At 52.6% G+C, this 22,892-nt stretch carries 22 protein-coding genes and 1 tRNA gene; 14 read left to right on the plus strand and 9 right to left on the minus strand.

The annotated features are described in order from the left end of the window. Genes ACOKCT_RS14885 through nqrM form a run of 6 tightly spaced genes read left to right on the plus strand, consistent with a single transcriptional unit; the run spans window position 1 to window position 4,710 of the window. Complete coding sequence (locus ACOKCT_RS14885; RefSeq protein ID WP_156653952.1) at window positions 1–1,239, plus strand: NADH:ubiquinone reductase (Na(+)-transporting) subunit B; 1,239 nt, start codon at window positions 1–3, stop codon at window positions 1,237–1,239. Beyond that, window positions 1,232–2,026, plus strand: coding sequence for a Na(+)-translocating NADH-quinone reductase subunit C (locus ACOKCT_RS14890; protein ID WP_159339674.1), 795 nt, complete (start codon window positions 1,232–1,234; stop codon window positions 2,024–2,026). The genes ACOKCT_RS14885 and ACOKCT_RS14890 overlap by 8 nt, the downstream gene beginning before the upstream one ends. Continuing rightward, entirely contained in the window at window positions 2,019–2,657 is a 639-nt protein-coding gene (locus ACOKCT_RS14895; RefSeq protein ID WP_103178379.1) for an NADH:ubiquinone reductase (Na(+)-transporting) subunit D, read from the plus strand. The genes ACOKCT_RS14890 and ACOKCT_RS14895 overlap by 8 nt, the downstream gene beginning before the upstream one ends. A gap of 6 nt (window positions 2,658–2,663) precedes the next feature. Further along, window positions 2,664–3,260 carry an NADH:ubiquinone reductase (Na(+)-transporting) subunit E gene (gene nqrE / locus ACOKCT_RS14900; RefSeq protein ID WP_103178380.1) on the plus strand — a complete coding sequence of 199 codons (597 nt, stop codon included), beginning with the start codon at window positions 2,664–2,666 and terminating at the stop codon, window positions 3,258–3,260. 11 nt (window positions 3,261–3,271) lie between these two features. Next, window positions 3,272–4,495 (plus strand): NADH:ubiquinone reductase (Na(+)-transporting) subunit F, encoded by a 1,224-nt coding sequence (gene nqrF / locus ACOKCT_RS14905; RefSeq protein ID WP_103178381.1) that lies wholly within the window; start codon window positions 3,272–3,274, stop codon window positions 4,493–4,495. Continuing rightward, window positions 4,495–4,710 carry a (Na+)-NQR maturation NqrM gene (nqrM, locus tag ACOKCT_RS14910; protein ID WP_168192001.1) on the plus strand — a complete coding sequence of 72 codons (216 nt, stop codon included), beginning with the start codon at window positions 4,495–4,497 and terminating at the stop codon, window positions 4,708–4,710. The genes nqrF and nqrM overlap by 1 nt, the downstream gene beginning before the upstream one ends. Before the next feature lie 32 nt (window positions 4,711–4,742). Here nqrM and ACOKCT_RS14915 read toward each other — a convergent pair whose 3' ends face one another. Beyond that, a complete protein-coding gene (locus tag ACOKCT_RS14915) occupies window positions 4,743–5,588 on the minus strand; it encodes a glycerophosphodiester phosphodiesterase family protein (protein ID WP_159339675.1) in 846 nt (281 codons plus the stop codon). A 159-nt stretch (window positions 5,589–5,747) separates the two neighbouring features. Between ACOKCT_RS14915 and dinB the strand changes: the two genes are divergently transcribed. Beyond that, window positions 5,748–6,806, plus strand: a complete 1,059-nt coding sequence (gene dinB, locus ACOKCT_RS14920) for a DNA polymerase IV (protein ID WP_420193614.1) — start codon at window positions 5,748–5,750, stop codon at window positions 6,804–6,806. Window positions 6,807–6,945: 139 nt separating this feature from the next. Here the strand turns inward: dinB and pepD are convergent, their stop codons facing one another. Beyond that, complete coding sequence (gene pepD, locus ACOKCT_RS14925; RefSeq protein WP_156653955.1) at window positions 6,946–8,403, minus strand: cytosol nonspecific dipeptidase; 1,458 nt, start codon at window positions 8,401–8,403, stop codon at window positions 6,946–6,948. Window positions 8,404–8,663: 260 nt separating this feature from the next. Here pepD and gpt point away from each other — a divergent pair, with 260 nt between their 5' ends. The 3 genes from gpt (at window position 8,664) to crl (ending at window position 10,923) form a co-directional block, all read left to right on the plus strand. Next, on the plus strand, window positions 8,664–9,122 hold the full coding sequence (gpt, locus tag ACOKCT_RS14930; RefSeq protein ID WP_032616685.1) for a xanthine phosphoribosyltransferase: 459 nt from the start codon (window positions 8,664–8,666) through the stop codon (window positions 9,120–9,122). A 97-nt stretch (window positions 9,123–9,219) separates the two neighbouring features. Further along, window positions 9,220–10,464 (plus strand): esterase FrsA, encoded by a 1,245-nt coding sequence (frsA, locus tag ACOKCT_RS14935; RefSeq protein ID WP_103178386.1) that lies wholly within the window; start codon window positions 9,220–9,222, stop codon window positions 10,462–10,464. A 57-nt stretch (window positions 10,465–10,521) separates the two neighbouring features. Further along, window positions 10,522–10,923, plus strand: coding sequence for a sigma factor-binding protein Crl (gene crl / locus ACOKCT_RS14940; RefSeq protein WP_103178387.1), 402 nt, complete (start codon window positions 10,522–10,524; stop codon window positions 10,921–10,923). 62 nt (window positions 10,924–10,985) lie between these two features. Here the strand turns inward: crl and phoE are convergent, their stop codons facing one another. Then, window positions 10,986–12,038: a phosphoporin PhoE gene (gene phoE / locus ACOKCT_RS14945; protein ID WP_156653956.1), complete on the minus strand. Its 1,053-nt coding sequence runs from the start codon at window positions 12,036–12,038 to the stop codon at window positions 10,986–10,988. A 302-nt stretch (window positions 12,039–12,340) separates the two neighbouring features. Between phoE and proB the strand changes: the two genes are divergently transcribed. Both proB and proA read left to right on the plus strand, forming a co-directional pair. After that, window positions 12,341–13,444: a glutamate 5-kinase gene (gene proB / locus ACOKCT_RS14950; protein ID WP_156653957.1), complete on the plus strand. Its 1,104-nt coding sequence runs from the start codon at window positions 12,341–12,343 to the stop codon at window positions 13,442–13,444. Between the two features lie 10 nt (window positions 13,445–13,454). After that, complete coding sequence (proA, locus tag ACOKCT_RS14955; protein ID WP_420193615.1) at window positions 13,455–14,708, plus strand: glutamate-5-semialdehyde dehydrogenase; 1,254 nt, start codon at window positions 13,455–13,457, stop codon at window positions 14,706–14,708. Between the two features lie 18 nt (window positions 14,709–14,726). On the opposite strand, the gene ACOKCT_RS14960 is transcribed toward proA, so the two are convergent. Beyond that, window positions 14,727–17,375, minus strand: a complete 2,649-nt coding sequence (locus ACOKCT_RS14960; RefSeq protein WP_290554660.1) for an EAL domain-containing protein — start codon at window positions 17,373–17,375, stop codon at window positions 14,727–14,729. A 295-nt stretch (window positions 17,376–17,670) separates the two neighbouring features. Here ACOKCT_RS14960 and ACOKCT_RS14965 point away from each other — a divergent pair. Further along, window positions 17,671–17,746 (plus strand) — tRNA-Thr (locus ACOKCT_RS14965). A gap of 459 nt (window positions 17,747–18,205) precedes the next feature. Here the strand turns inward: ACOKCT_RS14965 and ACOKCT_RS14970 are convergent. The 5 genes from ACOKCT_RS14970 to ACOKCT_RS14990 all read right to left on the minus strand — a co-directional run bounded on the left by ACOKCT_RS14970 (window position 18,206) and on the right by ACOKCT_RS14990 (window position 21,594). After that, complete coding sequence (locus tag ACOKCT_RS14970) at window positions 18,206–18,409, minus strand: hypothetical protein (protein WP_059306652.1); 204 nt, start codon at window positions 18,407–18,409, stop codon at window positions 18,206–18,208. Next, a complete protein-coding gene (locus ACOKCT_RS14975) occupies window positions 18,406–18,582 on the minus strand; it encodes a hypothetical protein (protein ID WP_186767870.1) in 177 nt (58 codons plus the stop codon). The genes ACOKCT_RS14970 and ACOKCT_RS14975 overlap by 4 nt, the downstream gene beginning before the upstream one ends. Continuing rightward, on the minus strand, window positions 18,583–18,840 hold the full coding sequence (locus ACOKCT_RS14980; protein WP_420193616.1) for a hypothetical protein: 258 nt from the start codon (window positions 18,838–18,840) through the stop codon (window positions 18,583–18,585). Next, complete coding sequence (locus ACOKCT_RS14985) at window positions 18,837–19,400, minus strand: hypothetical protein (protein WP_059306654.1); 564 nt, start codon at window positions 19,398–19,400, stop codon at window positions 18,837–18,839. The genes ACOKCT_RS14980 and ACOKCT_RS14985 overlap by 4 nt, the downstream gene beginning before the upstream one ends. Before the next feature lie 1,636 nt (window positions 19,401–21,036). Continuing rightward, on the minus strand, window positions 21,037–21,594 hold the full coding sequence (locus tag ACOKCT_RS14990; RefSeq protein ID WP_059306655.1) for a recombinase family protein: 558 nt from the start codon (window positions 21,592–21,594) through the stop codon (window positions 21,037–21,039). Between the two features lie 229 nt (window positions 21,595–21,823). Between ACOKCT_RS14990 and ACOKCT_RS14995 the strand changes: the two genes are divergently transcribed. Continuing rightward, window positions 21,824–22,753 (plus strand): STM4504/CBY_0614 family protein, encoded by a 930-nt coding sequence (locus ACOKCT_RS14995; RefSeq protein WP_059306656.1) that lies wholly within the window; start codon window positions 21,824–21,826, stop codon window positions 22,751–22,753. Window positions 22,754–22,892 lie beyond the last annotated feature (139 nt).

Consider the following 22,892-nt stretch of genomic DNA (forward strand, 5'->3'; position numbering starts at 1 on the left):
ATGGGCCTGAAACATCTCATTGAAAAACTGGAGCCGCATTTTACTCACGGCGGCAAGCTGGAAAAGTACTACCCGCTTTTTGAAGCGACCGCGACGCTCCTGTATACGCAAGGGCAGGTGACGAAAGGGGCCGCGCACGTGCGCGACGCCATCGATCTCAAACGTATGATGATCCTCGTCTGGTTCGCTGTGTTCCCGGCGATGTTCTGGGGCATGTACAACGTCGGTCTGCAAACCATCCCCGCGCTTAACCATCTGTACGATGCGCAGCAACTTCAGCAGGTTATCGCTGGCGACTGGCACTACCGGCTGGCGCAGACGCTGGGCGTGAGCTTTGCGCCTGATGCCGGCTGGATCAGCATGATGACGCTGGGGGCGGTCTACTTCCTGCCCATTTACATGACGGTCTTTCTGGTCGGCGGCTTCTGGGAAGTGCTGTTTGCCATCGTGCGTAAGCATGAAATCAACGAAGGCTTCTTTGTCACCTCCATTCTGTTTGCCCTGATTGTGCCACCGACGTTGCCACTGTGGCAGGCGGCGCTGGGGATCACCTTTGGTGTGGTGATGGCGAAGGAGATCTTCGGCGGTACCGGACGTAACTTCCTTAACCCGGCCCTCGCCGGGCGCGCGTTCCTGTTCTTTGCTTATCCGGCGCAAATCTCCGGCGATCTGGTCTGGACCGCCGCCGACGGGTTTTCCGGCGCAACGCCACTCTCCCAGTGGGCCGCTCGCGGCGGTGAGGCGCTGGTCAACAACGCCACCGGACAGCCGGTTAGCTGGTTCGATGCCTTTATCGGTACCATTCCTGGGTCAGTCGGCGAAGTTTCCACGCTGATGATCCTGATTGGCGGAGCCATCATTCTCTTTGGCCGTGTCGCCTCCTGGCGCATTGTGGCAGGCGTCATGCTCGGCATGATCCTCACCGCGACGCTGTTTAACCTGATCGGTTCGGCGACGAATCCGATGTTCGCCATGCCGTGGTACTGGCATCTGGTGCTGGGCGGGTTCGCCTTCGGCATGATGTTTATGGCGACAGATCCGGTTTCAGCATCCTTTACCAATAAAGGAAAATGGTATTACGGGGCGCTTATTGGTGCGATGTGCGTCCTTATCCGCGTGGTGAACCCGGCCTATCCGGAAGGGATGATGCTGGCGATCCTGTTCGCCAACCTGTTTGCGCCGCTGTTCGATTACCTGGTGGTGCGTGCCAACATCAAACGGAGGAAGGCGCGTGGCTGAGATTAGAAATAATGACACTATCGGCAAGACGCTGATGGTGGTGGTGGTGCTTTGCCTGGTCTGCTCCATTGTGGTAGCAGGATCTGCGGTGGGTCTTAAATCCCGTCAGCAGGAGCAACGCGCCCTGGATAAACAACGTAACATCCTGGCCGTCGCCGGGCTGATGAACGGCGAAATGAGGGCTGAGGATGTGGCGCAGACCTTTGCTTCACGCATCACGCCACGTCTGGTGGATCTCAATACTGGCGAGCTGCTGGAGACCGATCCATCCACTTACAATCAGGCCCAGGCGCTGAAAGATCCGCAGCGCAGCACGGTACTGGAGGCCAGTCAGGATCCGGCAGGCATCAAACGCCGCAGCAATACGGCGGAGATTTATCTGGTACGCGATGAACAAAACCGTGTCCAGGAGCTGGTTCTGCCGGTCTATGGCAATGGTCTGTGGTCGATGATGTATGCCTTCGTGGCGCTCAACACCGATGGACGCACCGTCAAGGGCATCACTTACTACGATCAGGGCGAAACCCCGGGGCTGGGCGGCGAAGTCGAAAACCCAGCCTGGCGGGCGCAGTTTGTCGGCAAAAAAGTGCTGGATGATAACGGCCAGCCGGCGCTTAAAGTGGTGAAAGGCGGGGCGCGTCCGGGTGATGAGTACGCCATCGATGGCCTGTCGGGCGCCACGCTGACCTCAAACGGTGTGCAGCATAGCTTTGATTTCTGGATGGGCGAGATGGGTTTTGGTCCTTTTCTCAAAAAGGTACGTGAAGGAGAGCTGAACAATGGCTGATGTGGGCGAACTGAAAGAAGTTAAACGGGTGCTTATTGGGCCGCTCATCGCCAACAACCCGATTACCCTGCAGGTACTGGGCGTCTGTTCGGCGCTGGCGGTCACCACAAAACTGGAGACCGCCGTGGTGATGACCCTGGCGGTAACGCTGGTGACGGCGTTTTCCAGCTTGTTTATCTCAATGATCCGCCACCACATCCCGAACAGCGTGCGCATTATCGTGCAGATGGCGATCATCGCCTCGCTGGTCATTGTGGTGGATCAGCTGCTGCGGGCATTTGCCTACGAAATCTCAAAACAGCTGTCGGTCTTTGTTGGCCTGATCATCACCAACTGCATCGTGATGGGACGTGCAGAAGCCTATGCGATGAAAATGCCGCCGCTGGCCAGCTTTATGGACGGTATCGGCAACGGTCTTGGCTATGGCGTGATCCTGCTGACGGTCGGTTTCCTGCGCGAGCTTCTTGGCAGCGGCAAACTGTTTGGTATTCCTGTCCTTGAAACCGTACAAAACGGTGGCTGGTATCTGCCAAACGGCTTGTTCCTGCTGGCGCCCAGCGCGTTCTTCATTATCGGTTTGTTGATCTGGGCGGTGAGAACCTGGCGCCCTGAACAGCAGGAAAAGGAGTAACCGACAATGGCTCATTACATTAGCTTGTTTGTGCGCGCGGTGTTTGTCGAAAACATGGCGCTCGCGTTTTTCCTCGGGATGTGTACTTTCCTCGCGGTCTCCAAAAAGGTATCGACCGCCTTCGGGCTGGGCATTGCCGTCACGGTGGTGCTGGGGCTGTCGGTCCCGATCAACAACCTGGTATTTAACCTGGTGCTACGCGACAGCGCGCTGGTTGAGGGGATTGACCTGAGCTTCCTCAACTTTATCACCTTCATTGGGGTGATTGCGGCACTGGTTCAGATCCTCGAGATGATCCTCGATAAATACTTCCCGTCACTGTATACGGCGCTGGGCATCTTCCTGCCGCTGATTGCGGTGAACTGCGCCATCTTCGGTGGCGTATCGTTTATGGTTCAGCGTGATTACAACTTTACCGAGTCGATAGTGTACGGTTTCGGCTCTGGTATTGGCTGGATGCTGGCTATCGTGGCGTTGGCGGGTCTGCGTGAAAAAATGAAGTATGCCAACGTGCCGGCCGGTCTGCGCGGCTTAGGGATCACCTTTATCACCACTGGTCTGATGGCGCTGGGCTTTATGTCCTTCTCCGGTGTGCAGCTGTAAGGGCAAAATCTATGGAAATTATTCTTGGCGTAGTGATGTTCACGCTGATCGTGCTGGTGCTCTCGGGGCTGATTCTGGTGGCGCGCTCAAAGCTGGTCAATTCCGGCGATGTGATCATTGAGATAAACGATGAGGCAGATAAGCAGATCCTGACGCCTGCGGGCGACAAGCTGCTGAACACCCTCTCTGGCAATGGCATTTTTATCTCCTCTGCCTGCGGTGGCGGTGGCTCGTGCGGACAATGCCGCGTGACCGTCAAAGAGGGTGGCGGCGATATTCTGCCAACGGAGCTGTCGCACATCAGCAAGCGCGAGGCGAAAGAGGGCTGTCGTCTGGCTTGCCAGGTGGCGGTTCGCCAGAACATGAAGATCGAACTGCCGGAGGAGATCTTCGGCATTAAGAAGTGGCAGTGTGAAGTTATCTCCAACGATAACAAAGCCACCTTCATTAAAGAGCTGAAGCTGCGGGTTCCCGACGGGGAAGACGTGCCGTTCCGTGCGGGCGGATACATTCAAATTGAATGCCCGGAACATACTGTCGCGTATAAAGATTTTGATGTGCCTGAGAAGTACCGCGGTGACTGGGATAAATTCAACCTGTTCCGTTTTGTCTCTGAGGTAAAAGAGCCGACGCTGCGCGCCTATTCAATGGCTAACTACCCGGAAGAGAAGGGCATTATCATGCTCAACGTGCGTATTGCCACGCCGCCACCAAACGTGCCGGACGCACCGCCGGGGATCATGTCTTCTTATATCTGGTCGCTGAAAGCGGGAGATAAAGTTACTATCTCCGGTCCATTTGGTGAGTTCTTTGCTAAAGATACCGACGCCGAAATGGTCTTTATCGGCGGGGGCGCCGGCATGGCGCCGATGCGCTCGCACATTTTTGACCAGCTTAAGCGCCTCGGCAGTAAGCGTAAAATCAGCTTCTGGTATGGTGCCCGTTCGCTGCGCGAAATGTTCTATCAGGATGAGTTTGAACAGCTTGCGCGGGACAACCCGAACTTTACCTTCCACATTGCGCTTTCCGATCCGCAGCCGGAAGACAACTGGACCGGCTATACCGGCTTTATTCATAACGTCCTGTATGAAAACTATCTGAAGCACCATGCCGCGCCGGAAGACTGTGAGTTCTATATGTGTGGTCCGCCGATGATGAACGCCGCAGTCATTAAAATGCTGCAGGATCTGGGCGTGGAAGATGAGAACATCATGCTGGATGATTTTGGAGGCTGATGATGATGACCTTCGTGCTGACCTTTGCCGTTTTTGTGCTGGTGATCTTCGGCATGTCCCTCGGCTGGCTGATTAAGCGCAAAAGCATTCAGGGCAGCTGTGGTGGCATCTCTTCCCTGGGGATGGAGAAAGTTTGCGATTGCCCTGAGCCGTGCGATGCGCGTAAAAAGCGTATGGCGCGTGAGGCGCAGCGCCAGCAAAACCGGATCCTCTGAAATAAACAGGCCGCATCAAGCGGCCTGTTTTTTTACTTAAGCCACTCCCGCGCCTGGGCTGGGGAATCGACCATCACCCCATCGGCCCCCAGCGCTTTTGCTTTCTGGTAATCCTCCGCGGAATTTACCCCCAGCAGGATAATGTGACCATTACCCTGCGAGCGGAAACAGTCCATCGCCTCTTTGTCCCATGTCAGGGTTGCCGGAGAGATCCCCTCGCCCAGGGTAAACTTCTCCACCACCTCGACCTTGCGGTTCAGCTCCAGCCCGTACCAGTATGCGTCCATTGTCTTTGCTGGTGCCTGGCACACGTGGTTCAGCGAGATATTTGCCAGCCGGGTACGCGTTTCACTGCGGGTGACAAAACGCGGTATTTCTGCGGGCAGCGCATCCAGATAGCGATCTTCGGTAGAGTACACGCGCACGCGGTTCAGGCTGTTGGTCTCTTTCAGCACGGTCAGCAGCTGCTTGCCCATCCCGACTGCATCAGCATCCGGGGATTTGATATCAATATAGAAGCGGGTCTCAGGCCAGCGTTCAAGCACGGCTTTCAGCGTTGGAATAGTGGCGCCGGTAACGCTCTCTTTCCATTTCGCACCTGCGTTAAATGTCGCCAGCTCTGCCTGGGTGTACTGGGACACTTTTCCCTGAGCGGGGGTTAACGCACTCAAATCGCTGGGACGATACAGAACGGGAACGCCGTCACGGCTGAGCTGCACGGTTATCCAGATAGCCTGAGCATGATTTTCCAGCGCCAGGGCAATGGCAGGCAGCGTATTCTCCGGCGCATCGGCGGTTCCGCCGCGGTGAGCAATAATTTGCGGGTCAGCCCAGGCGTTTGAGGCGATCAGCAGTGAAGCGATAATCATCTTTTTCATGAATAAATTTCCATTTTAAATGCATTAACTTGATGAATTTAAAGCGTTTATCTGCTCTATCTTGTACCACGATTTAATGACAGAAGTGAGACAGTAAAACTGCTGACGCATTTTTTGTACTTTGTTATACTGGATGTAATTACAGGTGTGGTGAAGACGATGCGCAAAATCATCCATGTCGATATGGACTGTTTTTTTGCTGCGGTGGAGATGCGGGATAACTCGGCGCTGCGGGATATCCCCATTGCCATTGGCGGCAGTCGCGAGCGGCGTGGCGTGATCAGTACCGCTAACTATCCGGCGCGTAAGTTCGGGGTGCGCAGCGCCATGCCAACCGCCATGGCGTTAAAACTCTGCCCGCATCTCACCTTACTGCCGGGGCGTTTCGATGCCTACAAAGAAGCCTCCAGCCATATCCGCGACATCTTTTCCCGCTACACCTCCCTGATTGAACCGCTGTCGCTGGATGAAGCCTATCTGGATGTCACCGACAGCCTGCACTGTCACGGCTCCGCCACGCTGATGGCGCAGGAGATCCGCCAGACGATTTTCAATGAGCTGCAGCTCACCGCCTCGGCGGGCGTCGCCCCGGTTAAATTTCTCGCCAAAATTGCCTCGGATCTCAATAAGCCCAACGGTCAGTATGTGATCACCCCCGACGAGGTCCCGGCATTTATCAAAACGTTGCCGCTCAGCAAGATCCCCGGCGTGGGTAAAGTCTCTGCGGCAAAGTTGGAGAAGATGGGACTGCGCACCTGCGAGGATGTGCAGAACAGCGATCTGGGCATGTTACTTAAGCGCTTTGGTAAGTTTGGCCGGGTGCTCTGGGAGCGAAGCCAGGGCATTGACGAGCGCAACGTTAACAGCGAGCGGCTGCGTAAATCGGTCGGTGTGGAACGGACCCTGGCTGAGGATATCCACGAGTGGGCAGCCTGTGAAACCATTATTGTCGAACAGCTTTATCCGGAACTGGAACGGCGGCTGGCGAAGGTCAAACCGGATCTGCTGATTGCCCGGCAGGGGGTAAAACTGAAGTTCAACGACTTTCAGCAAACTACGCAGGAGCACGTCTGGCCGCGGCTTAACAAGGAAGATCTGATCGCCACCGCGAAGAAAACCTGGGAAGAGCGTCGGGCAGGGCGCGGGGTGCGGCTGGTGGGATTACATGTCACGCTGCTGGATCCGCAGCTTGAGCGGCAGCTGGTGCTGGGGCTGTAAAAAAGCCCGGTGGCGCTCACGCTTACCGGGCCTACAAACTACTGCCCGGTGGCGCTTTGCTTACCGGGCCTACAAATGACAAACGATGTTGACCTTGTAGGCCCGGCAAACGCAGTGCCGCGGGGCAACAGTCGGCTGATTACTTCGCCGGGATCGCTTTCAGCAGTTCCGTCAGCAGGGTCCAGTAATGGCCCACGCTTTCAATATGAACCTGCTCATCCGGCGAGTGCGGACCGGTAATGGTTGGCCCGATAGACACCATATCCATATCCGGGTACGGTTTTTTGAACAGACCGCACTCCAGACCAGCGTGGATCACCTGAATGTTCGGCGTGCTGTTGAACAGACGCTGATAGGTTTCACGCACCAGCGCCATCACCGGCGAGCTCGCATCTGGCTGCCAGCCCGGGTAGCTGCCCTTGGCGACGGTCTGCGCGCCAGAGAGTTTGCCCAGAGATTCCAGCATGCTCACCACGTAATCTTTCCCGCTGTCGATCAGGGAGCGGATCAGGCAGATGATCTCTGCGCTGTCGTCAGCCATGGTCACCACGCCGACGTTCAGAGAGGTTTCCACCACGCCTTTCGCCACGTCAGAGTTGCGGATCACGCCGTTTGGCGTGGCGTTCAGCAGCTGAACAAAGCGGTCGCGGGACTGTTCAGTCAGCGCCGCTTTATCGCTGGTGCTCGCTTCCAGAACCACGGTCAGGTTCTTCTCTTTGGCGTCCAGTTCGTTTTTCAGGATATCCAGATAAACGGAGGAGAGCTTTTTCAGCGCATCGGCTTTGTCTGCGGCAACCGCCACGGTCGCGAACGCTTCACGCGGGATAGCGTTACGCAGCGTACCGCCATTGAAATCCACCAGACGCAGATCCAGCTCGGCAGCATGACCGGCCAGGAAACGGGCCAGCAGTTTGTTGGCGTTGCCTAACCCTAAGTGAATGTCACCGCCGGAGTGGCCGCCTTTCAGACCTTTCAGCGTCAGCTTAAAGGTCTGGAACCCTGCCGGGATCGCTTCACGGGTCAGTGGCAGCGTGGAGATAAAATCGATACCGCCTGCGCAACCCATATAGATTTCGCCTTCCTCTTCGGAGTCGGTATTGATCAGAATATCCGCCTGCAGCCAGTTCGGTTGCAGACCAAACGCGCCATCCATACCGGCTTCTTCGGTCATGGTCAGCAGCACTTCCAGCGGACCATGCTCAACGCTATCGTCGGCCAGCACCGCCAGCGCAGAGGCCATACCGATGCCGTTATCCGCACCCAGGGTGGTGCCGCGGGCTTTAACCCACTCGCCGTCGATGTACGGCTGAATCGGATCTTTGGTGAAGTCGTGAACGGTGTCGTTGTTCTTCTGTGGCACCATGTCCAGGTGCGCCTGCAGCACAACCGGTTTACGGTTTTCCATGCCTGCGGTGGCGGGTTTACGGATCAGAATGTTGCCAACCTGGTCGCGTTCGGCGTGCAGCCCTTTTTCCTTCGCCCAGCCCATGATGTGTTCGGCAAGCTGTTCTTCGTGATAGGACGGGTGAGGAATGGAGCAAATTTTGGCAAAAATATCCCACAGCGGCTGTGGCGATAGTTGAGACAGTTCAGACACAGTAAGTCTCCTTGTCGATCTCCTGCAGACAATCTTGCAGGTCACGGGGTTAGCAGGTTTAGAGTTACCACAAGTCAGACTTGCGAGGTGGGTTTGAGAATACCACTTTCTCTGTCGGCTGGTAGGGGTAAGCAAGTAAAAACTCCCGCTGTAACCGCTTAGCACTGGTTTTTAGTGCTTCAGATCTCTATAATCTCGCGCAACCATTTTCCCCCTCGAACACTTTTTAAGCCGTATAAACACAGGCTGGGACAATTCACATGAGCGAAAAATACATCGTCACCTGGGACATGTTGCAGATTCATGCACGTAAACTGGCTGCGCGCCTGATGCCATCCGAACAGTGGAAAGGCATCATCGCTGTCAGCCGCGGCGGCCTGGTACCAGGGGCACTGCTGGCACGTGAGCTGGGTATTCGTCATGTCGATACCGTGTGCATCTCCAGCTACGACCATGACAACCAGCGTGAGCTGAAAGTGCTGAAACGCGCTGAAGGCGATGGTGAAGGTTTCATCGTGATTGACGATCTGGTTGATACCGGCGGTACGGCAGTGGCTATCCGCGAAATGTATCCAAAAGCGCATTTCGTCACTATCTTCGCGAAACCGGCCGGCAAGCCGCTGGTTGACGATTATGTCATTGATATCCCACAGGATACCTGGATCGAGCAGCCATGGGATATGGGTGTTGTATTCGTCCCACCTATTTCTGGTCGCTAATCCATATTTTTTAACGCCCGGTGATGCCGGGCGTTATTTTTTCGCCACTGGCGCGTTACAATGACCCTCTCTGACGTATCTATAGAGGCAGCGCGCAATGTCCCAGGCGAATCTCAGCGAAATTCTCTTCAAGCCCAAGTTCAAGCACCCGGAAACGTCGACGCTGGTTCGTCGTTTTAACGGCAGTACACAGCCGTCAGTGCAGTCCGCGCTCGATGGCAAAAATATCCCGCACTGGTATCGCATGGTTAACCGCCTGATGTGGATCTGGCGTGGTGTCGATCCCCGCGAAATTCTCGACGTGCAGGCGCGTATTGTCATGAGCCAGGCCGAGCGCACCGACGGTGAACTGTACGACACGGTGGTGGGCTATCGCGGCGGCAACTGGATCTATGAATGGGCAAAACAGGCGATGATCTGGCAGCAGAAGGCCAGTCAGGAGGAGGATCCTCTGTTAAGCGGCCAGCACTGGCTGCACGCCTCTAACCTCTACAGCATTGCGGCTTACCCGCACCTGAAAGGCGACGAGCTGGCAGAGCAGGCCCAGGCGCTGGCAAACCGCGCCTACCAGGAGGCGGCCCAGCACCTGCCTGGCCGGATGCGGGAAATCAGCTTTACCATCCCCGGCGGCCCGGCGGTCACCGGCTTCCTCCATATGCCCGCGGGCGACGGCCCCTTCCCGACGGTGATGATGTGCGGCGGCCTCGACTCCCTGCAGACCGATTACTACAGCCTGTATGAGCGCTACCTGGCGCCGAAAGGGCTGGCGATGCTGACCCTCGACATGCCCTCTATTGGCTTTTCGTCAAAATGGAAACTGACCCAGGATTCCAGCTTGCTCCACCAGCATGCGCTGAGAGCGCTGGAGCAAAACCCGTGGGTGGATCACACCCGCGTAGCGGCGTTTGGTTTCCGCTTTGGCGCCAATGTCGCTGTCCGTCTGGCTTATCTCGAATCTTCACGTCTGAAGGCGGTGGCCTGTCTGGGGCCGGTGGTTCACGCCCTGTTAAGCGAACCTGCCCGCCAGAGCAGCGTGCCGGAAATGTACCTTGATGTGCTGGCCAGCCGGCTGGGTATGCACGATGCCTCGGACGAGGCGCTGCGCGTAGAGCTCAACCGCTACTCTTTGAAAATGCAGGGGCTGCTGGGGCGTCGTTGCCCTACGCCAATGCTCTCTGGTTTCTGGAAAAACGATCCCTTCAGCCCGGAAGAGGAGTCCCGCTTAATCACCTCGTCATCTGTGGATGGCAAGCTGCTGGAGGTGCCGTTCAGCCCGGTGTATGAGAATTTTGACAAAGCACTGCAGCAGATCACGCGCTGGATCCATCAGAGATTGAGTTAAGAGATTGCTAATTTTTTTGGGTTTGGTAAAACAGTGGCTTCACAAAAGGAGATCGCAATGACGTTACCGAGTGGACATCCGAAAAGTAGGATGATCAAGAAGTTTATGGCTCTTGGCCCCTACATCCGCGAAGAGCAGTGCGAAGAGAATCGCTTCTTTTTCGATTGCCTGGCAGTTTGCGTTAACGTAAAGCCAGCGCCGGAGAAGCGCGAATTCTGGGGATGGTGGATGGAAATGGAAGCAGAAGCGTCACGCTTCACCTACAACTATCAGTTTGGCCTGTTCAATAAAGAGGGTCACTGGCAGGAGATGGCCATTAAGGATCCCGAAGTGATCCAGCGCCTTGAGCATACCTTGCGTGAATTCCACGAAAAAGCCCGTACGCTGCTGGCAACGTTCGATCTGAAACTCGAGCCTGCTGATGATTTCACCAATGAACCGGTGAAGCTGACAGCATAAGCCCGGCATCAAAAAAACAATAAAAAAACCCGGCGCTTAGCCGGGTTTTTTATCGGCATAAATCAGAACTGGTAGGTCATACCCAGCGCAACGATGTCATCGCTGCTCACACCCAGTTTATTGTTGTCATCAATCTGGTTGATTTTATAATCAACAAACGCGGACATATTTTTGTTGAAATAGTAGGTCGCGCCGACGTCGATATATTTCACGATATCTTCATCACCGATGCCTTCAATATCCTTGCCTTTTGACTGGACATAACCCAGGGATGGACGCAGACCAAAGTCAAACTGATATTGCGCAACGGCTTCGAAGTTTTGCGCCTTATTGGCAAAGCCACCGGAGATTGGCGTCATATTACGCGTTTCGGTGTACATGGTTGCCAGATAAATGTTGTTGGCGTCATATTTCAGGCCGGTACCCCAGGCTTCGGCTTTTTTACCTTCGCCGCGCGCCAGCAGGTTCTGGGCATTGGTTCGGTCAGAGTTGGTGTAGGCGCCGCTGATGGCGAAGTCGCTGCCGCCGAAATCATAGGTCAGAGCGGTACCAAAGCCGTCGCCGTTCTGTTTTTTAGCTTCGCGGCCTTCGTTTTTACCCTGATATTGCAGCGTCAGATCCAGGCCATCGATGGCGCCGAAGAAGTCACTATTACGGTAAGTTGCCAGGCCGCTGGAGCGCTTGGTCATGAAGTTGTCGGTCTGCGCAGAAGAGTCACCGCCGAATTCCGGGAACATATCGGTCCAGGCTTCAACGTCATACAGCGCACCGAGGTTACGACCGTAATCGAATGAGCCGAAATCCTTCAGCTTAATACCGGCAAAGGCCAGACGGGTTTTCTGTGAAGAGTCGCTTTCAGCTTTATTGCCGGAGAACTCAGCTTCCCAGCGGCCATAACCGGTGAGCTGATCGTTAATCTGGGTTTCGCCCTTAAAGCCGAAACGCACATAAGTCTGGTCACCATCTTTGGCATCATCATCGCTGATATAACGCATCGCTTTCACTTTTCCGTAAACGTCCAGTTTATTGCCGTTTTTATTAAACACTTCGGCTGCCTGTACAGATGCGGAAGCAACAACGCCCATTACCACTAATGCCAGAGTACTCTTTTTCATTTTCAATCCTGGTTTTATATACGCGCTAATATTCGCTGAACAGTAAGCTCATGCTTTTGTTCCGTGAAAAAACAGGAAGGGTTTTAACGTTCTGTAATGAACGTTTTATGACAATCTCAGAATAATTTTAAATAATTGTATTTTTCTGTTTCAGTAATAAAACCGTCAAATTCTGCCGCTACGCTTCCTGATCCCGCGCAACAAAGTGGTTGCCTCTGCGTTATGGCGGTTGGCAACGGACCCCAGTCCTGATAAAAAGTCTGATTAATATCATTTCCCTTATTGTTGAACGGCAGAGAACTATGAGTGACAGCCAGACGCTGGTGGTAAAACTCGGTACCAGTGTGTTAACAGGCGGATCGCGCCGCCTTAATCGCGCCCATATTGTTGAGCTGGTGCGCCAGTGCGCGCAGTTGCACGCCGCAGGGCACCGTATTGTGATTGTCACCTCCGGGGCGATTGCTGCCGGGCGTGAACACCTGGGCTACCCCGAACTTCCGGCCACTATTGCCTCCAAGCAGCTGCTGGCGGCGGTGGGGCAAAGCCGTCTGATTCAGCTCTGGGAACAGCTGTTCTCCATCTATGGCATCCATGTCGGACAGATGCTGTTGACCCGCGCCGATATGGAAGACCGGGAGCGTTTCCTGAACGCCCGCGACACCCTGCGCGCGCTGCTGGATAACAACATCGTTCCGGTCATTAACGAAAACGACGCGGTCGCCACCGCAGAAATCAAAGTCGGCGATAACGATAACCTTTCGGCGCTGGCCGCCATTCTGGCGGGCGCAGACAAGCTGCTGCTGCTGACCGACCAGCAAGGTCTCTTCACCGCCGATCCGCGTACCAACCCGCAGGCTGAACTTATCACCGATGTAAAAGGTATCGACGATGCGTTGCGCGCCATCGCGGGCGATAGCGTCTCTGGCCTCGGCACCGGCGGCATGGGGACCAAACTGCAGGCCGCCGATGTGGCCTGCCGCGCCGGGATCGACACCATCATCGCCGCGGGCAGCCGTCCGGGGGTTATCGGCGATGTCATGGAAGGCATCTCGGTGGGCACTCGTTTCCATGCCGAAGCGACCCCGCTGGAAAATCGCAAACGCTGGATCTTCGGCGCGCCACCCGCTGGACAGCTCACCGTGGATGAGGGCGCCACCGCCGCTATTCTGGAAAGAGGCAGTTCATTGCTTCCAAAAGGAATTAAAAACGTGACAGGTAACTTCTCCCGTGGTGAAGTGATTCGTATCTGTAATCTGGAAGGGCGCGACATTGCCCACGGCGTCTCCCGCTACAACAGCGATGCGCTGCGCCGCATTGCAGGCCACCATTCACAGCAGATCGATGCCATTCTCGGCTATGAGTACGGCCCGGTTGCTGTCCATCGCGACGATATGATCACCCGTTAAGGAGCAGGACATGCTGGAACAAATGGGCGCCGCTGCCAAAGCCGCCTCGTACAAACTGGCGCTCCTTTCCAGCCGCGAGAAAAACCGCGTGCTGGAAAAAATCGCTGACTATCTGGAAGCCCAGTCCCACGAGATTTTGCTCGCTAACGAGCAGGATCTGCTGGAAGCCCGCCGCAACGGTCTGAGCGAGGCGATGCTCGATCGCCTGGCATTAAACCCCGCGCGTCTGAAAAGCATTGCTGACGATGTGCGTCAGGTATGCAGTCTGGCCGATCCGGTAGGGCAGGTGATTGACGGCGGACTGCTGGACAGCGGCCTGCGCATCGAACGTCGCCGCGTGCCGCTGGGGGTGATTGGCGTGATCTACGAAGCCCGCCCGAACGTCACCGTTGATGTCGCCTCGCTGTGCCTGAAAACCGGCAATGCCGCCATCCTGCGTGGTGGAAAAGAGACCTGGCGCACCAACGCCGCCACGGTAAAGGTGATCCAGCAGGCGCTGGAAGAGTGCGGCCTGCCAGCTGGTGCGGTACAGGCGATTGAAAGCCCGGATCGTGCCCTGGTCAACGAGATGCTGCGCATGGACAAATATATCGACATGCTGATCCCACGCGGTGGCGCAGGCTTACATAAGCTGTGCCGCGAGCAGTCGACGATCCCGGTGATCACCGGTGGTATCGGCGTGTGCCATATTTTTGTAGATGACACTGCCGAGCTCGAACCGGCCCTGAAGATCATCGTCAACGCCAAAACCCAGCGCCCAAGCACCTGTAACACGGTGGAGACGCTGCTGGTACACCAGGGCATCGCCGGGACCTTCCTGCCGGCACTGAGCAAGCAGATGGCGGAAAGCGGCGTGACTCTGCATGCCGATGCCAACGCGCTGACGCAGCTGCAGAACGGCCCGGCGAAGGTTGAGCCGGTGAAAGCGGAGCAGTACGACGACGAGTTTCTGTCGCTGGATCTGAACGTGAAGGTGGTGGCCGATCTCGACGATGCTATCGCGCACATTCGTGAACACGGCACCCAGCATTCAGATGCGATCCTCACCCGCACCCTGAGCAATGCCGGTCGCTTTATCAACGAGGTGGACTCATCTGCGGTTTACGTCAACGCCTCCACCCGCTTCACCGACGGCGGCCAGTTTGGTCTGGGCGCAGAAGTGGCGGTCAGCACCCAGAAGCTACATGCCCGCGGCCCGATGGGTCTTGAAGCGCTCACCACCTACAAATGGATTGGCTTCGGCGACGATACCATTCGCGCCTGATTGCCTGCGTGGGCAGCCTCAGCGGTTGCCCGCGCTCGCTCTGGTGTTGAGACCTGCCCGATTCTGCGCCGCCAGGTCCAGCACGGCGATTTGCTGTTTTAGCGCTGTCAGGCTGAGCGGCCTGCTGATGTAATAGCCCTGGGTTTCATCGCACTCCATCATCATCAGTTTTTGCAGTTGTCCTTCGTTCTCTACGCCTTCAGCCGTAATACTCAGCGAGAACGCTTTACCCAGGCCGATAATATTTTCGACGATGGTATTGGCGCTGTCGCTCTCTGGCATACCGTCGATAAACGATTTATCCAGCTTGATGCCATCGAACGGGAAATTGCGCAGGTAGCTCAGGGAGGAGTAGCCGGTGCCGAAGTCGTCCATCAGCAGCTTCACGCCCAGTTTCTTGAGCGCCAGCATGATTTCGAGACTGTTTTCAGGATTCCACAGGGTGGCGTTTTCGGTGATTTCAATCTCCAGCCGGGATGGATCTAACTGCGATATCTCTAGCGCCTCTTTGATGCGCTCCACGACCTGCCAGGACTGGAACTCGACGGCAGAGATATTCACCGACACGGAGAGGCCGTGCAGCGACTGCTGCGCGTCCCGACAGGCGGTTTTCAGCACCCAGTCGCTCAGCGGAACGATCAGCCCGGTCTCTTCGGCCAGGGAGATAAACTGATCCGGCATGATCAGGCCGAGCTCAGGGTGATCCCAGCGAACCAGCGCCTCCACGGCGATAATGCGCGAGGAGTCATGACCATAGCGCGGCTGATAGACCAGATGGAACTGCTCTTTTTTAATCCCGTCGCGCAGGCTCTCTTCCATCTCGCGACGCTGCACCATCTGTTCAGCCATTTCAGGCGTATAAAATACCCACTTGTTACGGCCGGTGCTTTTGGCTTTGTACAAGGCGATGTCTGAGAAGCGCAGGAGCTCGCTCGCGTCGACCCCATCATGCGGAGCGATAGCCACGCCGATACTGGCACCGATTACGATCTCATTCCCGTTGATCAGGAAGGGGCGCGTAAGTTCGGCAATGATACGTTCGCACAGGGTATCAACGTACTTCCTGTCATGAATGTCGGAGATAATCAGGATAAATTCGTCCCCGCCCTGGCGCGCCACCAGATCGTAATCGCGGATACAGTCTCGTAGCCTGGTCGAAACTTCATGCAGTACGCTATCGCCGGCACTGTGACCAAACAGATCGTTGACCGGTTTGAACTTATCGAGATCGAGGCTGAGCATCGCCAGCGGATGCATCTGCGTAGGCTGCGCCCGCAGCTTGCCCTCAAGGAACTCGCGCATCCGCACCCGGTTGGGCAGCCCGGTGAGATCGTCGTGCCGGGAGAGATACTCCACGCGCGCCTGGGCCTCCACTTCAAGAGTGACATCCGTGGCGGTGCCACGGTAGCCGGTGATCCCCTCCGGCGCGATAACCGGTTTAATCGCAATATGGCAGTAGCGCTGGTGGCCCATCGCCGAAAGATAACGGCAGTGCAGCAAGCGGCGATGACCCGTCTGGCCGGGAAGGGTGATCCACTCCGCCAGCGACTGGTTTTCGGCCTCCATCAGCTCGCTGAGCGGACGGCCAATCCAGGCCGATATGCTGTGCCCGGTGATCCCGGGAAAACGCTCCGAAAGCCAGGTAAAACGCAGCTCGGTGTCCGTCTCCCAGATCCAGTCCGTGGTCGCCTCGGCAACGTCACGAAAACGCCGTTCGCTGGCGGTGAGCGCCAGACGGTTCTGCGCCAGCAGCCAGGTATTTTCATCATACATGCGCGCCTTTTTCAGCGCGTTACGCCCCAGCATCACGCCGGGAATAGCGGTGCACAGCGCCAGCAGGATCAGCAGCGGCAGGATATAGCGCAGCAGCTCCCGACCCGGATTTTCGCTTTTCCATTCGAACGTAACCTGCTGACCATCAACGGGAAGGGTGGCTACCCCGCGTCGTCCTGCCAGCGTTGAGGTGCCCGTATGCTGCACGCGAGTCTGGGCGATACCATACTCTTCACCCAGCGCGGCGAGTTTACGCTCATCCAGCACGTCCACAAACACCAGCACCGAGGCTGGGCCGGGGGCAGCTGTAATGCTTGAGTCATCGCCCGTAGTGATGTTGGCTGCTGCTACCAGTGCCGGATGACCTCCCTTCAGTACCACCGTGTTAGATACGGGGACGGCGTCCGGTTTGCTTATTTTCTGAATCAGGTCGGGCATGGGATCGTCGCCCAGCCAGGCTTGCAGAGAGCGTGTCACCAGCTTGCCGTTGATGACGCTATAACGGGTCTGCCCGTTGACATCCAGCACGAAGACCCCTTCGTACTCAAAATCGCGCCAGAGGGTCGCGCCCATATTCTGGCGGGTATAGGCCCAGTCGATATCCACCTTCGGATGCAGGTGCTGGTAGGCTTCTCCCCACCAGGCATAGTCTTTAATGTGGGTCGCGAGGGTATCGACACGGTTATGAATGGCCTTTTGCAGCAGCATGGCGCTGTGCTTATCGCTGTCTTCATTGATATTTCGCACAATCGTCAGCAGCGCGATGATGGCGATAATAAACAGCACCATTAGCAGAGAGACCATCAGCAGCAGGGCGCGTTTGATAAAGCTGGCGGTTCTTTTTGGCTCAAGGTCCGTGCCAGCTATGTCATCGGTGACAAAAAATTTATTCATTATGTACCCACTCTCTCAGGCATTTCTGTGTTCCGATTAGAATTGTTATCGACCTGTTCTGGCGGGGCTTGATGCCAAAATGAAAACTGAAGATAGCCGATCCTGTTGGGAAATGGGGTAAGATGGCATCGCCGATGCAGGCAAATAACCACAAAATGTGAAGAAAGGCGAAAATAGCCCTTTTTTCTGCATGGTTTTTGCGCGAGTTGGTGTAAAAATCAACGACTAAAAGAGGAGGGGTTGACGAGGTGGGCTCTTTTTCTTACCCTTTTACACCGCAGTACCTCTCCTGAAAGCCGATATAGCTCAGTTGGTAGAGCAGCGCATTCGTAATGCGAAGGTCGTAGGTTCGACTCCTATTATCGGCACCATCACATTAAAATCCTTATAAATCAATAAGTTAGACTTAAAAATCTGCCTTTTATTCATCTATAAGAATCGGTAAATCATCCCTCATAACTGCCGTTATGGTTGATATGGCAATTGGGAATGTTAACTGTAACGGCCTGTAGTTGTACAGCTCGAACAGGTACAAGCTCAACTCGAAGCCTATGACGTTGCCAGCGTCTCTAATCAATCCCAACACTTTTAACCGTTCCACACTTAGCGCGGTGTCCCGTAACAGCCTGTCGTGATGACACGCCACGGATAAACGAGCAAATGATGGGAATCCTAACCAGTCCGGGAAAGGGGCTGGCTCTCTCGTGGTGTTCACCGTGCCATAAACGAACGGTACTCGATAAGAGAACGGTTAACTGAAAGATGCGCATAAGGCGCTTGTTATGGTGTCCCATCACGGCGCTAAATGGCTGCTATTGTCTTGAAATCACTCATGCCGATTCAATCAGGTGAGCCAATGCCAGCAATCTCAAGCGCTGCTCTGATAATCCGCCCAATTTGTAACGTCCCGCAAGTTCATAACCTACTCTGTCCAGCTTCTGTAGCATTAGGACAGGAATATTCAGGGCGAGATTTTGAGTTAACGGAATTGCATCCCCTTGAGACTTCAGAGGATTACACGGATAAAGCGTCATTCAAACCTCCTGAGCATCTCACCGATTGCCAGTGTTAAACGCTGGTCTTCTGATACCACACCTTGACCAATCTGTTCAGAAAGCTTTTCCAGCTTTGTGATAAGCGATGGATGCAGCGTCATCAGAAGATTACAACTTACTTTCTGACCATAAGCATTGAAGAGTTGATTCATTTACAGCCCTCCTGTCATTTTCCTGATTGCCTCTTTCAGGGCTGCATCTCTTTGCTGTTCAATTGTTGGCGGCTTAGGCTTGACCTTATACGTGGTGACTGCTTTGGCTGGCTTCACAGTTGGTTTATTACCTGAAGCAAGTAGCTTATAAGTTGATTCACTGATTTCTGCTTGACCGTTGAAATATTTGAATTCCATTGAGTCAGTAAGATGATTATAACTACCACGCTTTGATAGAACTTTCATTGGAATACTCATTCGGACACCTCTTTAGAGTCAGTTACAATAACGTTTAAATAGCTTTCGAATGGCTTAATTGAATCAAGGGCTTTCCGGGCTTCAATTACAATCTTGTTTCGCTGGTGGACAGCTTCAGAGGCTTTTACCCGTAGCCGTTCAATCATTTTTTCAATGGTTGATTCAGCTTCAGCGGTTGCCTTATCAGTTGCATCTTTCAGGGCATTCTTTTTAGTTGAGATGAAATAGATTAAGCCCATTCCTACACGGTGAACCATATAACCTTGTTCAGCCATGCTTTGAATCACTTGTTGCTGGTTAGTTGGATAAACCTGCTTCACAATGAATCCGTGACGTTCTGAAGGATTAGCCAGATATTCAGCAGCTTTCTGATTAATCAACACTGAACGAGATTCTACAGCATCCTGATACTCCATTTCTGCTTTAGACATCTTGTCAGTGGCCTGTTGAACCTTTGGGAAATAGAGCTTCTCAATATGCTGACGTTGTTCAAAAGGTAGCAGATGGTTAATACTTGCGATGGGGTGGTTAATTGATACGGCTTTATTCAAGGTTGTCATTATTAACGCTCTCGTGAAATTCAGATACAAAAATACACCACACAGGCCGTCTTTTTACGTAACCCGTGTAGTGTCATCTGGAATGTGTAAGGGGGGTGGCTAACCTGTCCCCGAGGAAGGGATGCCACAGGAAAGCCATTAATTTGTCGGGAAATCAATCCAATACACAAATGTTAACATAATGTTAAATTCTGTCAAGGGGTTTAAGTTTCTGACAGATAGCCTTAATGATTTCGTACCGTCTGGTTTTAGTCATCATACGAGGCGGAGTGTAATCAGAGGGAGGTGTAATTCCTGTTAATTCGGAAAGGCTCTTATACTGCATGTAGAATTGATGTGTTTTTTCCGCTACGATAGTAAAGTACTTCTTCATTCATATTAATACTCCTGAAACAGGAAAGGTCACCCCCAAGATAAAACCTGAGAAAGTGACCTTCCAGCTATTCTCATCTATCTAAGACCCTGTTGACCGATTTTGATAAATGAGCATTATTGTATTATTATCATACGGAACTGTGTTTTTGTCCAGTGGTATTTTGTTATTACNGAAATTGATGAATGGTTATTATTGGTGGGGTGGGNGNNATGGCGNAAANGCATATTTAGCACTTTTTGTTAAGAAAAATTGATGAAAATATGATATAAATAGAGTTATCTGTTAAGTTAACTGATTGAGTCTTTTTGTTTCACTTCAATAAACATGGCTAACGCAAAAAGCCATGAAAATTTGATTGATTCACTTACAAAGAATATCAATAACACTTAACAGAAAGTTAAATTCCCGAATCACCAATCAAGGAATTATCCTTTCAACTTTCGCATGACTTCGCGTTGTCATGCTTCTTGCTTTCGCCTTGTAATCTTTTCAGATAGCCTATCAGAATCCCTGTATGTAATTCTGAAGCGCTGTTAATACTCAATCTACATTTCCCCTTCACAGCCCCTAACAATCCCTCAGAGACCGCTAAAAATCTCAGGTTACAATTGCATCAAACCATTGCGTTTGATATAATAATCAAACTGTTAGAGATGAGTTCTCTTTGAGTTGTGGGAATATCTGGTGTCGTTGCTTAAGCCCCCGTTGAGTCGGGATAGCCTGAGAGTTCAACTAGTCCAGCCATATCTAAAGAGATTTATCAAATGGCAGACATTCACAATAAGAGTGAATACTAAACAACCCCAAATTGTTGAGTCACCTCACCCTACAGCAATATTGTGAATTGCAACTTTTCAGACCTTCCCATCTGTTAAGCCATAGATAATCCATCACGGTGAAAAGGGTTCCTTCCCATCAAGCGTTAATCGCTGGCGGGTGAGTTTACTGGAAATATTTTTTTCTAAAAAATCTTCACCCCCCCTTTTTATTTCGACCTCACAGGAAACCTTCAGCATATCTACCGCACCTTTGAAGACTTTGAATAGCCTGAATACCTCTGCTTAGTGATGGACTTTCCAGCTATTCCATACCAATAGCAAAAAATGAACATATCTGAGCTTGTACAGCGTTCTAAGCGATTATTTAATGATGGCAACCCTAACCCACAGACTAATATAAAAACAGCTTAGAATACGTTACAGGGATCCTGATAAACGCCAGATATAAAAAAGCCCCGCTAAGATGCAGGGCGCTAACTGTTTAAGCTGCTGCTTTCCACTCTTTCTTGATTCTGAACACTGTAGCTCTACCGCATTCACATAGCTTTGCTATCTCATCAGGTGAATAAGTTCCCGCTTCAAGGTACTTTACTACCTTACTATGAAGAGCCTGATTAGCTTGCTTGCCTTTGTACTTTCCTGCGTCTTTAGCAATAGCGATACCTTCATCACGGCGAGCAGCAATGATGCCCCTCTCAAACTCTGCTACAGCACCCATCATGGTTAGAATCAATCGGGAAGCTGGTGTATTGTCAAAGCTCATTGAGTTGTCCAGAAACTTAACAATTACACCCTTACCAATTAGTGAATCAACAACTTCAAGCAAATCTTTCGTGTTCCTTGCCAGACGGTCAATACTTTTGCAAATGAGCGTGTCACCAGACTGGATGAACTCAAACAGCTTCTGAAGCTCTGGACGGTTCAAATCTTTACCGGAAACCTTCTCAACTTTAACCACATCACATATAGGCTCAAGAGCAGCTAACTGACGGTCTAAGTTTTGCTCTTTGGTTGATACTCTTGCATAACCATAAATCATGATGTGATTCCCTGAGTCTCGTTTAATTGATTTCAATGATACAGTCTCATAAGGATAACATCAACCTCTAAATGATACTTTCAGCCAACCTTTCAATCTATCTCTGTGGGGTAGACTCTAATGAGATTGCTTTGCATGGTTGGCGGCGTAGTAACGGCATGGGTTATGATATAATCAGACCGGAAGTAAACATTCGTCACCTAACCATACTGCGCTAAGAGGTAACAACTTGGCTATTTTTGATTTGTTTTCGAAAAGACAAAAAAGATTGAGAGGAGAGGTTCCTGATGTGTATCAGTACACGAACCTACCTAACAATTTTCGTGTGCAGGTTATTCATATCGTCAAGGAGACAATTGGTGAGGACTACGGAAGGGGGAGTGAGCCGGGTGGCATTTACAAAGCGATAAATGACACGCTATGCCGCGAATATGGTGTTTTTAAATTAAGGGAATACCCAAACAGTAACTTCGAAGCTGTATATGATTTCTTTCTGAATGAAAAAGATATTGAAAAATGCCTTGATGTGATTGAATTAAGTTTCAAAGCAATTGATGGATATGTCAGAGAGAATCACTGGCGTTTTCACGGACATGAACAAAAATCCGACTCTGCGATAGAAGAGCTAAATATCAGATTTAAAGAATCAGGCATTGGGTTTCAGTTCGAATCAGGAGAATTGGTGAGAGTTGACTCTCAATTCATTCACTCCGATGCGGTTAAACCTACCCTTCAGATTTTAGGGCGTTCTAAAGCATTCGAAGGAGCTAATGACGAGTTCCTCTCTGCACACGAGCACTACAGGCATCAAAGATTCAAAGAATGTCTTAATGATTGCCTGAAGTCGTTTGAAAGCCTTATGAAGGCCATCCATAAAAAACGCTCATGGGAATATGGAAGTACTGATACAGCAAAGAAACTAATTTCCAGTTGCCTTTCAAATGGGCTTGTTCCTGACTACATGCAAAATCAGTTTTCATCACTGAGGATTTTACTCGAAAGTGGTGTGCCAACTATCAGAAATAAAGAGGGTGGTCACGGCCAGGGGGATGAGGTGACGAATGTACCAGAGCATCTGGCTAGCTATACATTACACCTGACAGCATCTAACCTACTATTTTTAGCAAAATGTGATGAGAATTTCACAAAGAAAAAATAATCATTCTGGTGGGGATTATATCTCTCCACCATTTTTAACAAATTAATTGATTACTGTTTTTTTTCTGAAAGCCCTCTGTACATCTGATTTAACAGACATACCTTGCCAGCTATTGGTGCTAAAGGGATGGTGACAAATT

Source organism: Leclercia sp. M-A074-M, from assembly GCF_965195605.1.
Lineage (GTDB): Bacteria > Pseudomonadota > Gammaproteobacteria > Enterobacterales > Enterobacteriaceae > Enterobacter.

Coding starts and splice junctions, on each gene's coding strand:
- ACOKCT_RS14885 (WP_156653952.1), top strand. CDS start 1: ATGGGCCTGAAACATCTCATTGAAAAACTGGAGCCGCATTTTACTCAC.
- ACOKCT_RS14895 (WP_103178379.1), top strand. CDS start 2,019: ATGGCTGATGTGGGCGAACTGAAAGAAGTTAAACGGGTGCTTATTGGG.
- nqrE (WP_103178380.1), top strand. CDS start 2,664: ATGGCTCATTACATTAGCTTGTTTGTGCGCGCGGTGTTTGTCGAAAAC.
- nqrF (WP_103178381.1), top strand. CDS start 3,272: ATGGAAATTATTCTTGGCGTAGTGATGTTCACGCTGATCGTGCTGGTG.
- nqrM (WP_168192001.1), top strand. CDS start 4,495: ATGATGATGACCTTCGTGCTGACCTTTGCCGTTTTTGTGCTGGTGATC.
- ACOKCT_RS14915 (WP_159339675.1), bottom strand. CDS start 5,588: ATGAAAAAGATGATTATCGCTTCACTGCTGATCGCCTCAAACGCCTGG.
- dinB (WP_420193614.1), top strand. CDS start 5,748: ATGCGCAAAATCATCCATGTCGATATGGACTGTTTTTTTGCTGCGGTG.
- gpt (WP_032616685.1), top strand. CDS start 8,664: ATGAGCGAAAAATACATCGTCACCTGGGACATGTTGCAGATTCATGCA.
- frsA (WP_103178386.1), top strand. CDS start 9,220: ATGTCCCAGGCGAATCTCAGCGAAATTCTCTTCAAGCCCAAGTTCAAG.
- crl (WP_103178387.1), top strand. CDS start 10,522: ATGACGTTACCGAGTGGACATCCGAAAAGTAGGATGATCAAGAAGTTT.
- phoE (WP_156653956.1), bottom strand. CDS start 12,038: ATGAAAAAGAGTACTCTGGCATTAGTGGTAATGGGCGTTGTTGCTTCC.
- proB (WP_156653957.1), top strand. CDS start 12,341: ATGAGTGACAGCCAGACGCTGGTGGTAAAACTCGGTACCAGTGTGTTA.
- proA (WP_420193615.1), top strand. CDS start 13,455: ATGCTGGAACAAATGGGCGCCGCTGCCAAAGCCGCCTCGTACAAACTG.
- ACOKCT_RS14960 (WP_290554660.1), bottom strand. CDS start 17,375: ATGAATAAATTTTTTGTCACCGATGACATAGCTGGCACGGACCTTGAG.
- ACOKCT_RS14970 (WP_059306652.1), bottom strand. CDS start 18,409: ATGACGCTTTATCCGTGTAATCCTCTGAAGTCTCAAGGGGATGCAATT.
- ACOKCT_RS14975 (WP_186767870.1), bottom strand. CDS start 18,582: ATGAATCAACTCTTCAATGCTTATGGTCAGAAAGTAAGTTGTAATCTT.
- ACOKCT_RS14980 (WP_420193616.1), bottom strand. CDS start 18,840: ATGAGTATTCCAATGAAAGTTCTATCAAAGCGTGGTAGTTATAATCAT.
- ACOKCT_RS14985 (WP_059306654.1), bottom strand. CDS start 19,400: ATGACAACCTTGAATAAAGCCGTATCAATTAACCACCCCATCGCAAGT.
- ACOKCT_RS14990 (WP_059306655.1), bottom strand. CDS start 21,594: ATGATTTATGGTTATGCAAGAGTATCAACCAAAGAGCAAAACTTAGAC.